Raw genomic sequence first — 13,371 nt, 5'->3', positions numbered from 1 at the left:
TCCCTTTCTCAGCTCTCGAAGGCAGTCGGGAGGTACTGGTCCACGTTGTCCTTGGTGACGACCGGCGCGAACAGCTGGACGGTGCGCGGGACCTCGACCTCGACCAGGTCACCGAGCGACTTCTTCTGCACCAGCAGGCGGGCCAGCCGGACGCCGTCGGCGCCCTGGGTGGACGGGTAGATGACGGTGGCCCGCATCACCGTGTTGCCGGCCTTGATGTCGCGCATCACGTTCGCCGAGCCGGCACCGCCGACCATGAAGAACTCCTTGCGGCCGGAGTTCTTGATCGCGGCCAGCACGCCGACGCCCTGGTCGTCGTCGTGGTTCCAGATCGCGTCGATCTTCGGCGCGGCCTGGAGCAGGTTCGCGGCGGCCTTCTCACCGGACTCGACGGTGAACTCGGCGGGGACGCGGTTGCTGACCTTCAGGCCACAGTCCGCGAGCGCTTCCTTGAAGCCCTGGCTGCGGGCCTGGGTCAGCGGCAGCGAGTCGATGCCGGCGATCTCGGCGACCACCGCGTCGGCCTTGCCCTTCAGCTCCTGACAGATGTAGGTGCCGGCCGAGACGCCCATGCCCTTGTTGTCACCGAGCACGGTGGTCCGGGCGGCGAAGGTGCTGCCGAACTCGCGGTCGACGTTGACCACGATGATGCCGGCGTCCATCGCCTTGGTGGCGACCGCGGTCAGCGCGGCGCCGTCGAACGGCAGCAGCACGATCGCGTCGACCTTCTGGTTGATGAAGGTCTCCACCTGGCTGATCTGCAGGTTGACGTCGTTGGTGCCCTCGGCCACCACCAGCTCGACGTCGGAGAACTTCTTCGCCTCGGCCTGGGTGGCCTTGGTGATCGCGCCCATCCAGCCGTGGTCGGCGGCCGGTGCGGAGAAGCCGATCTTGACCTTCTTGCCCGGTTCGTCGTTCTTGCCACCGGCGACGGCCTGGGTGGCGCCGGTGTCGGAGGTCTTCTCGGCCTCCGGGGTGTTGCTGGTGCAGGCGATCAGCGCCAGCGAGCTCAGGCCGGCGATACCGGCAACCTTCAGGAACCGCGCGGGTCGTGCGGACATCATCGTCCTCCAATGTGCGAACTGCTCTACAGGGGTTACGAAACTCATGGTGTGGTGGCGCGGGCGGCCAGGCGCTGCTGGAGGAGGACCGCGATCACGATGATCAGGCCCTTCGCCACCGACTGCGCGGAGATGCTCAGGTTGTTCAGGGTGAAGACGTTGTTCAGGGTCGTGAAGATCAGGACGCCGAACACAGTGCCGACGATCGTGCCGCGGCCGCCGGACAGCAGCGTGCCGCCGATCACCACCGCCGCGATCGCGTCCAGCTCGTACAGCTGGCCGTGGGTCGAGCTGCCGGTCGTCGTACGGGCCATCAGCATGACGGCGGCGATGCCGCAGCACAGGCCCGCGAGGACGTAGAGCGCGACGGTGTGCCGCTGGACCTTGATGCCGGCCAGGCGGGCCGCTTCGGCGTTGCCGCCGACCGCGAACGTCCGGCGGCCGAACGTGGTCCGGTTGAGCAGGACCCAGCCGAGCGCGGCGACGATCACGAACATCCAGACCAGGACCGGTACGCCGATGAACGAGCCACCGAAGAAGTCGAGGAACGGGTTGACGGTGATGATCTGGGTCTTGCGGTCGGAGATGATCTCGGCCAGACCGCGCGCTCCGGCCAGCATCGCCAGCGTCGCGATGAACGGCACGACCTTGCCGTAGGCAACGAGCAGGCCGTTGACCAGACCGCAGGCGGCACCCACCAGGAGAGCCGTCGAGACCATGAAGATCACGCCGTAGTCGGCGGCCATCTGCTGGGTGGCCAGGGTGGTCGCCCAGACCGAGGCCAGCGCGAGCATCGCGCCGACCGACAGGTCGATCCCGCCGCCGGTGATGACGAAGGTCATCCCGATGCTGACCACACCGACCACCGCGGCCAGCCGCAGGATGGTGAGCAGGTTGGCGCTGGTGGCGAAGGTGTCGCCGGCGGTGATGACCCCGACGATGCAGAGCAGGACCAGTGCGACGACGAGTCCGACGTTGCGGCCCATGCCGGTGCGCAGGACGCTCGCCACTCCCCCGCCGTTGCGTGGCGCGCCGGGCTGGCGGGTGGTGGACTGGGTCGACGCGGTGGTCGGTACCGCGTCCTGCACCTTGTCCCCACTTGCTGTTGCCGTCTCCGGTCGTGCGACTTCCTCACTCATCACACGGCACTTCCTTCCATCACCAGGTCGAGCACCCGGTGCTCGTCGATTTCGTGCGCGGGACCGGTGTGCACGGCCCGCCCCTCCCGCATCACCACGACCCGGTCGGCCAGACCGAGCACTTCTTCGACCTCACTGGAGACCAGCACGATCGCGACACCGTTCGCGGCCAGCTTGCGGATCAGCGCGTAGATCTCCGACCGCGCCCCGACGTCGACCCCTCGGGTCGGTTCGTCGAGCAGCAGCACCCGGCAGTCGCGGAGCAGCCAGCGGGCCAGGACGACCTTCTGCTGGTTGCCGCCGGACAGGTTGCGGACCGGGTGCTCGACCCCAGGAGGCCGTACGTCGAGCGCCTTGGTGAGTTCCTCGGCCGCCTTCTTCTCGGCATGCCCGTTGAGGAACCCGCCGCTGGCGAACCGCTGCATGGTCGAGACCGTGATGTTCTTGTAGACCGCTTCGTCGAGCAGCAGCGCCTGGCTCTTGCGCTCCTCGGGTGCGAGTCCGACGCCGGCTTTCACCGCGGCCTGGACCCGGCCCGGCCGCAGCGTGACGCCGTCGACGCGTACCTCCCCGGTCGCGGCCTTGCGTGCGCCGTACACGGTCTCCAGTACTTCGGAACGCCCCGATCCGACCAGCCCGGCGAAGCCGAGGATCTCGCCGGCCTTCACCTCGAAGCCGATGTCCTCGAACTCGCGCGGCCGGGACAGGCCGGTCACCTCGAGCACCGTCTGCGCGTCCTTCGGGAGGGTGGCCCGGGGCGGGAACACGTACTCGATCGAGCGGCCGGTCATCAGGCGGATCAGCTCGGACGTCGGTGTCTGGCGCGCGTCCAGGCCGGTGGCGACGGTGGCGCCGTCCTTGAGCACGGTGACCCGGTCACCGATCTCGCGGATCTCTTCCAGCCGGTGCGAGATGTAGATGACCGCGACGCCGCGGGCGGTCAGGTCGCGGATCACGCGGAACAGGTTGCCGACCTCTTCGGAGTCCAGTACGGCGGACGGCTCGTCCATCACGATCAGCTGAGCCTCGCGGGAGAGCGCTCTGGCCATGCTCACCACCTGCTGGCCCGCGGCCGGGAGCAGCCCGACCGTGCGGCCGACGGGGATCTCACCGTGGCCGAGCCCCTTGAGCAGCTCGCGGGCCTTGGTGTTCGCCTCGTGCCGCCGGGTCAGCCCGAACCGGGCCGGCTCGTGACCGAGGAACACGTTCTCGGCGACCGTCAGGTCGGGCACCAGGTCGAGCTCCTGGTAGATCGCGGCGATGCCGAGATCGATCGCGGCGGTCGGGCTGTTCAGCGCGACCTCGTTGCCGTTGACAACGATCGTGCCCTCGTCCGGCTGGTGCGCGCCGGTCAGCACCCGGATCAGCGTCGACTTGCCGGCGCCGTTCTGGCCGAGCAGGCAGTGCACCTCCCCCCGGCGTACGTCGAGATCGACGCCGTCCAGCGCCCGGACACCGGGAAACTCCTTCACGATCCCGATCATCCGCAACAGTTCTTCGTCGGCCACCCCATCACCTTTCCTGCTCACCCCGGTGGATTGACTGCTCATTGCGCGACTCCGGTGGCCTCGCGGCCGATCAGCGTCGGGTCCAGGAAGACCTGGTCGAGCGAGATCTGCGCCCCGCCCCGGACCGCCGCGGTGAACCCGAGCTCGGACTGCACGACGCGGCAGCCGCCGCCGTCGGGAGCGATCACGCGGTCGCGGATCGCGTTCTCCAACGGTTCCTTCAGCCAGGGGCCGAGGACGGCGAAGTACCCGCCGAGCACCAGGACGTCCGGGTTCAGGATGTTCACCAGAATCGCGCCGCCGATGCCCAGCCAGGTCCCGACCTCGGCGAGAGCGCGCAGCGTCCGCGCTCCCCCAGCCTCGGCCCGGCGCGTGATCTCCGCGAGGCGCTGCTCGACGTCCAGCGACGGGTCCCGGACCGGGTCGTCGGCGTCGGTCGCCTTGTTCAGAAGGGCTGTGAGCCCGACGACGGTCTCCCAGCAACCGGTCCGGCCGCAGCCGCAGATCCCGCCGGCCGGCGCGACCGGCATGTGCCCGACCTCGCCACTGAACCCGCGGCCGCCGCGCAGCAGGTGCCCGCCGGCGACCATGCCGCCACCGACACCGATCGCGCCGGTCAGCAGGACGATGTCCTCGACCTGGCTCCCGGCTTCCTTGCGCAGTTCCGAGTACGCCGCCAGCGCGGCCAGGTTCGCCTCGTTGTCCACGCGCACGGCGTACGCCGGACCGCCGAGCCGCTCGCGCATCTCGTCGACGATCTCCAGCTCACCCCAGCCCAGGTTCGGCGCGAGCTTGAGCGAACCGGTCGTGCTCTGCACCAGGCCCGGCGCCGCCAGCGTCACGCCGGCGGTCTGGCCGCCGCGCGCGTTGACCGCGGTCACGGCGTCCTGGACCAGCTCGGCCAGGTGGTCGAGCGTCGTACCGGGTTCGAGGTGGGCGACGTCGAGCGGGACCCGGCGTTCGATCACGGTGTCGCCGCTGAGGTCGAGCGCGGTGACGGCGAGGTAGTCGACGTTGATCTCGGCTCCGACGCCGCAGACCGCACTGCCGTCGAGCTCGACCAGTTGCCCAGGGCGACCAAGCGCGCCGCGCTCGGACTCGGCCCGGCCCTCCCGGAGCAGACCGCGCTCGACGAGCTCGGCCACCAGGCTGGAGACGGTGGCCTTGTTCAGGCCGGTGTCCGCGGCGATCCGGGCCCGTGACTTCGGGCCCTCGGACCGGACGTGCCGCAGCACGACGGAGAGGTTGTTGCGGCGCAGCGAAACGTGGTCGGCGGCAACCACTCCACCGCCCGGCCGACTGCCGTCGGTCAACGTCACAGAACCCCCACCCCTTCTCCCCCGACAGGAGAACGGCACCGGCGTTGTGACGCCGGTCACAGACTTTGTCTGTTGAGCCAACAAACTAAGTACAGGGTCACGCGGCGTCAAGATGTCAGCCGTAAGAGATTTCTGGTCTTGGTCTTTCATCGGTTTGTTGATATTTTGCGGCCACTCTCCGCAGTCCTGTCCCGCCCCCACCAGGAGCCTGCACACATGGCACTCACACGACGTACCTTCCTGGCCGCCTCCGCGGCCGCAGCGGCCGCCGCCTCGTCGGCCGGAACCGCTCTCTCCGCCTCCGCGGCGGCCTCCGCCAGTCCGCCCGGCGACGTGGTCGGCAAGATCACCGTCGGCTACCAGGGCTGGTTCGCCTGCGCCGGCGACGGCGCCCCGATCAACGGCTGGTGGCACTGGAGCAGCAACTGGGGCCAGCCGCCCTCACCGACCAACAACGCGCTCGGCAGTTGGCCGGACGTCCGCGACTACACGGCGACGTACCAGACGGCGTACGCGAACCTCGGCAACGGCCAGCCCGCGAAGCTGTTCTCGTCGTACGACCAGCAGACGGTGAACACGCACTTCCAGTGGATGCAGCAGAACGGCTGCGACACCGCGGCGCTGCAGCGGTTCAACCCGTTCGGCGGCGAGGGCCCGACCCGCGACGCGATGGCCGCGAAGGTGCGCCAGGCCGCCGAGCAGTACGGGCGGAAGTTCTACATCATGTACGACGCGACCGCGTGGCAGAACATGCAGTCGGAGATGAAGCAGGACTGGACGAACAAGATGCGCGCGTACACGTCGTCCCCGGCGTACGCGAAGCAGAACGGGAAACCGGTCGTCTGCATCTGGGGCTTCGGCTTCGACGAGGCGAACAAGGCGTGGCCGGCCTCGGTCTGCCTGGACGTCGTGAACTGGTTCAAGAGCCAGGGCTGCTACGTGATCGGTGGCGTGCCGACGCACTGGCGGCGTGGGGTCGAGGACTCGCGGGCCGGCTACCTGGACGTCTACCACGCGTTCAACATGCTGTCGCCGTGGATGGTCGGCCGCATCCAGGACGTCGCCGGCGCGGATCACTACTACAACAACGTGAACCAGCAGGACCAGGCCGACTGCAACGCGTTCGGGATCGACTATCAGCCGTGCGTGATCCCGGGTGATCTGCAGTCCGGTCACCGGCGGCACGGCGACCTGATGTGGCGGCAGTTCTACAACCTGACCCGGGTCGGCGTGCAGGGCATGTACATCTCGATGTTCGACGAGTACAACGAGGGCAACCAGATCGCCAAGACCGCCGAGAGCTCGGCCTTCATCCCTAACGGGTCAGGGATTCGGGCACTCGACGAGGACGGTACGGCGTGCTCCTCGGACTACTACCTGCGGCTGACCAACGACGGCGGGCGGATGTTCAAGGGGCAGATCGCCGTGACCCCGAACCGGCCGACGCAGCCGATGCCTTCGCAGGGAACGGGCGGGGTGGTGTTCTTCGAGCACGTCGACTACCTCGGTACGGCGGGTGCGGCGCTTGCTAAGGGCAACTACACGCGGGCACAGCTGCAGGCGGCCGGCGTGCAGGACAACTGGGCTTCGTCGGTGCGGATCCCCTCCGGGTGGACGGTGACGGCGTACGCCGAGGACAACTTCGGCGGGCAGTCGTGGACGTGGTCGTCGAACACGCCCAACTTCACGACGCTGTCCCCGAACGCGAACGACCACCTGACGTCCTGCCGGATCTCGTAGCTTCTCGAACCCGGCCTCAGCAATCGGTGTCTGAGGCCGGGCTCGCTCGTCAGTAGCGGGTGTCGTTGGCCTCGAGCAACGGGTTGCCGGCCGAGGTCCGGCCGTCCACGGTGGCGCCGGCGAACTGCAGGCTCGGGGCGAGCACCCGGTTGTTCTCGGCGGGGAAGTTCAGCGTCGGGGCCGAGACCTCGTCGAGCGTGGTGCGCTGCGCGTCGGTGAGGGTGACGTCCAGCGCGCCGAGGTTGGTCTCGAACTGATCCATCCGGCGGGCTCCGATCACGGTGGAGGTGACGCCGGGCCGCCCGGTCACCCAGGAGAGCGCGATCTCGGCGGCCGTCGTACCGGATTGTTCGGCCACGGCGTTGAGGGCGTCGATCACGACGTACTCCGCCTCGCTCGGCATCCGTCCGCGGGTGGTGTCGACCTCGGTGGCGTCGCTGCTGGAGTACTTGCCGGACAGGAAGCCGCCCTTGAGCGGTGACCACGGCATGACTCCCATCCCCAGCGCCTCGGCCATCGGGATCAGCTCACCTTCGGAGGTCCGCTCGAGCAGGGAGTACTCCAGCTGGAGCGCGATGATCGGCGACCAGCCGCGCAGCTGCGCGATCGTCGCCGCCTGCGCGGTCGCCCAGGCCGGTACGTCGGAGAAACCGACGTACCGGATCTTGCCGGCGGCCACCAGGTCGTCGAGGGCGCGGAGGGTCTCCTCGACCGGCGTGACCGGGTCGAAGTTGTGCAGCCAGTAGAGGTCGACGTAGTCGGTGCGCAGGCGGCGCAGCGAGTTCTCGAGCTGTTGCACGATCGCCTTACGGCCCGGTCCGCCGCCGTTCGGATCCTTCGGGTAGAGGTTGCCGAAGAACTTGGTCCCGAGGACGACGCGATCGCGCAGCGACGACCGGGCGTGCAGGTGGTCGCCGACGATCTGCTCGGAGTGGCCGTTGGTGTAGAGGTTCGCGGTGTCGACGGAGTTCCCACCGCGGTCCAGGTACGTCGCCAGGATCTTCGTGGACTCCTCAGGGCTGCTGCCCCAGCCCCAGTCGTCCCCGAAGGTCATCGTGCCCAGGGTGAGCGGGCTGACCCGCAGGCCGGAGCGACCGAGGGTGCGGTAGGAATCGAGCGACATGAGTGCGAGCCTCCAGGCTTTTCAGTGGTAGCTCCAGTGGATCGCCTTCAGCTGCCGGCCCCTAGACCGATGCGGGCGATCGGTTGCACGATCGGCTCAACTTCGGTGGACCGCGTGTGCTTCACTCGAACCATGGATCACTTGCCCGAGCTCGGCCGCCGGATCGAGTCGCTTGCCGGAGGCAACATGCGGCCGCGGTGGGTCGACGGCGTACTGGTGTTCGCCGCCCACCGGGTGACCGAGCCGATGATCTCGGTCTCCGAACCGATGCTCACGCTGGTCGTGCAGGGGGTCAAGCAGACGATTCTCGGCGACCACGTCTTCCAGCACGGGCCGGGTCAGGTGGCGGTCGTGACCGTCGACCTTCCGCTGACCGGGCGGATCGTCCAGGCGCCTTTTCTCGCGCTGGGGCTCCGGCTCGAGCCCACCACGATCGCGCAACTGCTGGTCGACGGCGGCCCGACCGCGATCCGGCCGCACGACGGCCCGGGGCTCGCGGTCAGCGACGCGGACGACAGGCTGCTGGACGCCCTGGTCCGGCTGACACGGCTGCTGGACTCACCGCGGGACCGGAAGGTGCTGTCGGCCGGCGTACGGCGTGAGATCCACTGGTGGTTGCTCAACGGTCCGCAGGCAGCGCTGATCCGGCAGGCCGGTTCGGCGGACAGCCGGCTGGCGCTGGTCGCGCTGGCGACCGCGTGGATCAGGGAGCGGTACGACCGGGTGATCCGGATCGCGGATCTGGCGGCGGCAGTCGGGACCAGCGTCTCGTCGCTGAACCGGCACTTCCGCACGGTGACGGCGATGAGCCCGCTGCAGTACCAGAAACAGATCCGGCTGCAGAAGGCTCGGCTCGCGCTGCTGGCGGCGCCGCACGATGTTGCGGCCGTCGGCTACGCCGTCGGGTACGACAATCCGTCGCAGTTCAGCCGTGAGTACCGGCGAATGTACGGCGCTCCGCCGGGACGGGACGCCGTACGGCTGCAGACGATGGCGATCGTTGAGGAGTAGGCCGGGCTGTCAGAGGAGTTCCAGGCTGTCGGTGGCCAGGGTGATGACGGCGCCGTCGAGGTGGAGGCGGCAGGCGATGGCGTGGCCGGCGCAGGTGAACAACGCCGGGCCGGCGACGTCGACGACCTTGTAGGCGACGGGCTGTGCGCAGTGCTCGGTCGGGCCCTGCTGCTCGTGGTGGCAGCCGAGGACATGGCAGGTGGCGACGTCGCCGACGTTCATCAGCGTGAGGCCGTGGTCGGGGCAGACGCCCCACGTCACGCCACAGACCTGGCCTTCGCTCGCGGCGAGGCGGACCAGGCTGCCGGCCGTCGACTGCAGCTCGCTGGCGACCGCACGGAACGTCTCGACGGCGTTGTCGAGATCCCGCCGTAGCTGACGCGACGCGACCGACTCGGGCATGCCCTGGGTCGCGGCGAGCAGATCCTCGGAGAGGGCTTTCGCCGCCAGGGCGATCTCGTCCACGCGGACCGGCGTACCGAATCCTGCCTGGCGTGGGGCGACCGCGACCGGGCGCCCGTTGGCTGTGGCGATCTGTTGCCAGCTGGGGGTTTCGGGAGGTCGCTCCCCCGCGTTCTCGGGCGGCTTGACGCCGGCCGTCTCAACCGTGCTCACTCGGGCGGTCTCACCTGTTCTCGCTGCGGCGGCCTGACCGGTCTTGGCTCCGGCGGTCTCGTCCGTCCTGCTCGCGGCCGTTCTGCTCGTGGCCGTGGTGCTCCCGGGCGCTTGGCCGGGGGGCTTCCTGCCGGGCGGTCCGGCCGGCTTGTCGCCGGCGCCCGTCTTGTCCTCGGCGGTCGGCTGAGCGGTGGTCTCACCAGGACCGCCGTTCGCGGGCCTACCGCTTGCGGGACCGCCGTTCGCAGGCCCGCCGTTTGCGGGCGCACCGTTCGCGGGCCCACCGTTCGCCGGGCCGCCGTCGTCGCCGAAGAAGCCGTTGCCCGGCGTACCGGGACCGTTCGGTCGAGGCTGATTGCCGTCGACGACGACCTGGGCGCCCCACCCAGGTTCTCCCTGGTGGCCTGCGTCCGCCGTACCGTTCGACCAGCGCGACCTCTCGGTGTCGCCGCGGTTCGCTCGCTTGGCTCTCGCCATTCGCCGCCCCCTGATGACGTGTCTCCCCGGTGGCCGATGGTGCCATGCCCGCAGGGGGTGCGACCAGAGCAAATCACCGAGCGTCACACAGGGCTGAACAAGCCTTGCGCAGAGCAACGACCCCAGCCGGTGCAACCCGCCGTGAATGCCTTGGCGCGTCAGACACCTCGTCCACCGGAAACGATGCCCGCACCGCTCAGGGAGTAGTCACACCGGGAGAATTCCCAACACGTCTTTAACACTTGCCGTCAGCACGTGTCGGTAACTACACGCTGCGGAATCACCCGCCCGGCCACCGCTCTGAGTTACATCGAAAATTGATATGGTCTTGGCCGTGCCGGAACCGACGCCTGACCTGGACGACCTGACCACCGCGATCGAGGACTTCACCACGATCTTCATCCGGCTGCCCTCGGTCCGCCGGTTCAACTTCTCCACGTTGTCCGTCCTGCACACGCTCGCGCGCCAGGGCCCGCTGCGGCTGACCGACCTGACCGCCACCGAGCAGCTCAAGCAGCCGGCTCTGACCAGCCTGGTCGCCAGGCTCGAACGCGACGGCCTGGTCTCCCGCGCTCCGGACCCGCGGGACGGACGCGCGGTGCTGCTCTCGCTCACCGACGCCGGGCAGGCGATCGTCGCCTCCCGCCGCGTCAGCCGCGTCGAGCGCCTGGCCGAACTGGTCGACCAGTTGAGCGACGAAGAACGCGCTCTCCTGAGCGACTCCGCGCGGGTCCTGAAACGCCTGACCGAGATCGCCACCTTGTGAGGACACGATGACCTTCCCCCTCGAACCGACCCCGATCCACATCGCCGACTCGGTGCTCGACGATCTGCGTGCTCGGCTGCGTGCCACGAAGTGGCCGCTGGACGCCGGCAACGAGGACGGGCACTACGGCGTACGGCGTACTGAGCTGCAGGAGCTGGTCGCGTACTGGGCCGAGTCGTATGACTGGAGAGCCGCGGAGAGCGCGATCAACGGCTTCGAGAACTACCGCGTCGACGTCGGCGGTGTGCCGGTGCACTTCCTGCGTCGCGCGGGAGTTGGGCCGCGGCCGGTGCCGCTGATCCTGAGTCACGGCTGGCCGTGGACGTTCTGGCACTGGTCGAAGGTGATCGACCGGCTCGCCGACCCCGCGTCGTACGGGGGTGATCCGGCCGACGCGTTCGACGTGATCGTGCCGTCGCTGCCGGGCTTCGGGTTCTCCACGCCGCTGGAGCGGCCGGACATGAACTTCTGGAAGATGGCCGACGTGTGGCACTCGCTGATGACGGAGGTGCTGGGGTACGAGCGGTACGCCGCGGCGGGGAACGACGTGGGCGCGCTGGTGACCGGGCAGCTCGGGCACAAGTACGCCGACGAGTTGTACGGGATCCACATCGGGTCGGCGCTGAAGCTGTCGTTCTTCGAGGGTGAGCGCGCGTGGGACATCACCGGCGGGCGGGCGATCCCTTCTGATGTCCCTTCCGAGATCCGCTCGCGAATCCTCGAGGTGGAACGTCGTTTCGCCGTCCACCTGTCCGCGCAGATGCTTGCGCCGTCGACACTCGCTTTTGGACTGTCGGACTCCCCCGCTGGGCTGCTCGCGTGGCTGCTCGAGCGGTGGGACAAGTGGTCGGACGACGGGGGTGACGTGCTGAGCGTGTTCTCGAAGGACGAGTTGCTGACGCACGCGACGATCTACTGGGTCGGCGACTCGATCGAAACGTCGATGCGGACGTACTCCAACAACAACCGCTACCCGTGGACGCCGTCGCATGATCGATGGCCTGTGGTCGAGGCGCCGACCGGGATCACGTTCGTGGACTACGAGAACCCGCCGGGTGTTTCGTCGGGCGAGGAGCGCATCGCGAACTTCCTGGCGGGCGATCGGGCGGATTGGTACAACCACACTCACATCACTTGTCACCCGCGGGGTGGGCACTTCATTCCTTGGGAGATCCCGGCGGAGTGGACGGAGGATGTACGCCGAACCTTCCGCGACCTTCGCTGATCAGGTCAGGTTTTCGCGGAGGAACTCGACCATGCGGGTGCGGGCTGCTAGCGCCTGGTGGCCTGGGGTCTCGCGGACTTCGGCGGTGAGGACCTGGTGGGCTCCCTTGGAGAAGCCGCCGGGGTTGCCGGGGCTGGAGTCCAGTTCGATCACCTCGAACGCGTCGCCGAGGCTTGCGCGCAGGGTGGCGAAGCGTTCGGCGGGGACCGCGCGGTCGTTGGTGAAGCGCAGGCCGAGGACGCAGAGGCCGTCGGTGCGCGTGCGTTCGGCGACGCGCTCCAGCTCCTGCTGCGAGACGCCGGGATCGCGGCGCCGGGCAGCACCCAGCGGGAACGGCGTCGCCGGCTGGCTCATCACCGGCGCCCGCACCACGTCGTCCACCGCCGTCGCCAGCGCGAACCCACCGGTGAAGCACATACCGATCACGCCGACGCCGCGTCCCGGCGTACGGGCTGCCAGGTCGGCGGCGACTGCGCGCAGGTACCGCGTGATCGGCCGCTCGGCGTCGACCGCGAACGCCCGGAACTCCTTCGACACACACAACCGCGCGAACACGCCGACGGCGTACCCGGCCGACTCCTCGCGCCCAGGCGTGCCGAACGGCGACGGTACGACGACCGTGAACCCCTCGGCGACCAGGTGCTCCGCCAGCCCGAGCACCTCCGGCGTGATCCCGGGAATCTCCGGAATCAGTACGACGCCCGGCCCGGACCCCTTCTCGTAGCAGTCGAAGGTCAGCCCACCCCCGGTGAACGGCGCCTTCCGCCACCCGGACAACTCGGACCTCGGTGCAGAACCATCAGCCATCGGCGCGCGCTCCTCAACAGGTGGGACCTCCACCCTAGAACCGCGCGCCGCGGTTCCTGCGTACGTCGTACCGGGTCGTCCTACTCGGTCATCGTCTTGACCGCGCGGATCTCGACCACGCCGATCTCGGCGACCGGGTGCTTGGAGGCGATCTCGATCGCCTCGTCCAGGTCGCGGCAGTCGATCATGTCGTACCCACCCATCTGCTCCTTCGCCTCCGCGAACGGCCCGTCGGTCGTCACCACCCGCCCCTGACGCCGACTCACGCCGGTCCCCTCCGATGCAGGCCGGAGCGCATCCCCGTGCAGCCGCACACCGCGGGCGGTCATCTCCGCCACCCACGCCTCGGTCGCGGCCACCATCTCCGCCGGTATCGGCCCGACGAACTCGACGTCCGGCCGGATCAACAGCATGTACTTCATCGCCAACCTCTTCCCAGGACCAGCCCCCGCTGGGCGTCCCACCGGTAACGTCGGGACAACATTGCATCTATTGACATCCCAGCGCCCCCGAAACCGTCCCCAAGCTCTGACATACTCCGCCCAGAATGTCACTCTGAGACCCTTGGGGGGGTCCTGCA

At 68.9% G+C, this 13,371-nt stretch carries 12 protein-coding genes; 4 read left to right on the top strand and 8 right to left on the bottom strand.

Annotated elements, in window-relative coordinates:
• Positions 1 to 8: 8 nt before the first annotated feature.
• From ACYVIO_RS39510 to ACYVIO_RS39495, 4 genes are read right to left on the bottom strand one after another with little or no spacing between them, the layout of a single operon-like run.
• Positions 9 to 1,061: a substrate-binding domain-containing protein gene (locus ACYVIO_RS39510; protein WP_460656134.1), complete on the bottom strand. Its 1,053-nt coding sequence runs from the start codon at positions 1,059 to 1,061 to the stop codon at positions 9 to 11.
• Between the two features lie 44 nt (positions 1,062 to 1,105).
• The gene (locus tag ACYVIO_RS39505; RefSeq protein ID WP_460656133.1) at positions 1,106 to 2,200 is read right to left on the bottom strand and encodes an ABC transporter permease; all 1,095 of its coding nucleotides are present in this window, start codon (positions 2,198 to 2,200) and stop codon (positions 1,106 to 1,108) included.
• Positions 2,200 to 3,708: a sugar ABC transporter ATP-binding protein gene (locus tag ACYVIO_RS39500; protein WP_460656132.1), complete on the bottom strand. Its 1,509-nt coding sequence runs from the start codon at positions 3,706 to 3,708 to the stop codon at positions 2,200 to 2,202. The genes ACYVIO_RS39505 and ACYVIO_RS39500 overlap by 1 nt, the downstream gene beginning before the upstream one ends.
• A gap of 38 nt (positions 3,709 to 3,746) precedes the next feature.
• Positions 3,747 to 5,027 (bottom strand): ROK family protein, encoded by a 1,281-nt coding sequence (locus tag ACYVIO_RS39495; RefSeq protein WP_460656131.1) that lies wholly within the window; start codon positions 5,025 to 5,027, stop codon positions 3,747 to 3,749.
• Positions 5,028 to 5,243: 216 nt separating this feature from the next.
• On the opposite strand from ACYVIO_RS39495, the gene ACYVIO_RS39490 reads away from it, so the two are divergent.
• On the top strand, positions 5,244 to 6,767 hold the full coding sequence (locus tag ACYVIO_RS39490; RefSeq protein WP_460656130.1) for a glycoside hydrolase family 71/99-like protein: 1,524 nt from the start codon (positions 5,244 to 5,246) through the stop codon (positions 6,765 to 6,767).
• A 49-nt stretch (positions 6,768 to 6,816) separates the two neighbouring features.
• Here ACYVIO_RS39490 and ACYVIO_RS39485 read toward each other — a convergent pair whose 3' ends face one another.
• Entirely contained in the window at positions 6,817 to 7,890 is a 1,074-nt protein-coding gene (locus ACYVIO_RS39485; protein WP_460656129.1) for an aldo/keto reductase, read from the bottom strand.
• A gap of 132 nt (positions 7,891 to 8,022) precedes the next feature.
• On the opposite strand from ACYVIO_RS39485, the gene ACYVIO_RS39480 reads away from it, so the two are divergent.
• Positions 8,023 to 8,901 (top strand): AraC family transcriptional regulator, encoded by an 879-nt coding sequence (locus tag ACYVIO_RS39480; protein ID WP_460656128.1) that lies wholly within the window; start codon positions 8,023 to 8,025, stop codon positions 8,899 to 8,901.
• A gap of 9 nt (positions 8,902 to 8,910) precedes the next feature.
• On the opposite strand, the gene ACYVIO_RS39475 is transcribed toward ACYVIO_RS39480, so the two are convergent.
• Entirely contained in the window at positions 8,911 to 9,993 is a 1,083-nt protein-coding gene (locus ACYVIO_RS39475) for a hypothetical protein (protein ID WP_460656127.1), read from the bottom strand.
• 334 nt (positions 9,994 to 10,327) lie between these two features.
• On the opposite strand from ACYVIO_RS39475, the gene ACYVIO_RS39470 reads away from it, so the two are divergent.
• The gene (locus ACYVIO_RS39470) at positions 10,328 to 10,759 is read left to right on the top strand and encodes a MarR family winged helix-turn-helix transcriptional regulator (protein WP_460656126.1); all 432 of its coding nucleotides are present in this window, start codon (positions 10,328 to 10,330) and stop codon (positions 10,757 to 10,759) included.
• A 7-nt stretch (positions 10,760 to 10,766) separates the two neighbouring features.
• Positions 10,767 to 11,984 carry an epoxide hydrolase family protein gene (locus ACYVIO_RS39465; RefSeq protein WP_460656125.1) on the top strand — a complete coding sequence of 406 codons (1,218 nt, stop codon included), beginning with the start codon at positions 10,767 to 10,769 and terminating at the stop codon, positions 11,982 to 11,984.
• On the opposite strand, the gene ACYVIO_RS39460 is transcribed toward ACYVIO_RS39465, so the two are convergent.
• Both ACYVIO_RS39460 and ACYVIO_RS39455 read right to left on the bottom strand, forming a co-directional pair.
• On the bottom strand, positions 11,985 to 12,791 hold the full coding sequence (locus ACYVIO_RS39460) for a dienelactone hydrolase family protein (protein WP_460656124.1): 807 nt from the start codon (positions 12,789 to 12,791) through the stop codon (positions 11,985 to 11,987).
• Between the two features lie 80 nt (positions 12,792 to 12,871).
• Entirely contained in the window at positions 12,872 to 13,213 is a 342-nt protein-coding gene (locus tag ACYVIO_RS39455; RefSeq protein WP_460656123.1) for a YciI family protein, read from the bottom strand.
• Positions 13,214 to 13,371: the final 158 nt, after the last annotated feature.

The organism is Kribbella endophytica, assembly GCF_054781295.1.
This window is presented reverse-complemented; position numbering and strand designations above follow the sequence as displayed.

Coding starts and splice junctions, on each gene's coding strand:
- ACYVIO_RS39510 (WP_460656134.1), bottom strand. CDS start 1,061: ATGTCCGCACGACCCGCGCGGTTCCTGAAGGTTGCCGGTATCGCCGGC.
- ACYVIO_RS39505 (WP_460656133.1), bottom strand. CDS start 2,200: ATGAGTGAGGAAGTCGCACGACCGGAGACGGCAACAGCAAGTGGGGAC.
- ACYVIO_RS39490 (WP_460656130.1), top strand. CDS start 5,244: ATGGCACTCACACGACGTACCTTCCTGGCCGCCTCCGCGGCCGCAGCG.
- ACYVIO_RS39485 (WP_460656129.1), bottom strand. CDS start 7,890: ATGTCGCTCGATTCCTACCGCACCCTCGGTCGCTCCGGCCTGCGGGTC.
- ACYVIO_RS39480 (WP_460656128.1), top strand. CDS start 8,023: ATGGATCACTTGCCCGAGCTCGGCCGCCGGATCGAGTCGCTTGCCGGA.
- ACYVIO_RS39475 (WP_460656127.1), bottom strand. CDS start 9,993: ATGGCGAGAGCCAAGCGAGCGAACCGCGGCGACACCGAGAGGTCGCGC.
- ACYVIO_RS39465 (WP_460656125.1), top strand. CDS start 10,767: ATGACCTTCCCCCTCGAACCGACCCCGATCCACATCGCCGACTCGGTG.
- ACYVIO_RS39460 (WP_460656124.1), bottom strand. CDS start 12,791: ATGGCTGATGGTTCTGCACCGAGGTCCGAGTTGTCCGGGTGGCGGAAG.
- ACYVIO_RS39455 (WP_460656123.1), bottom strand. CDS start 13,213: ATGAAGTACATGCTGTTGATCCGGCCGGACGTCGAGTTCGTCGGGCCG.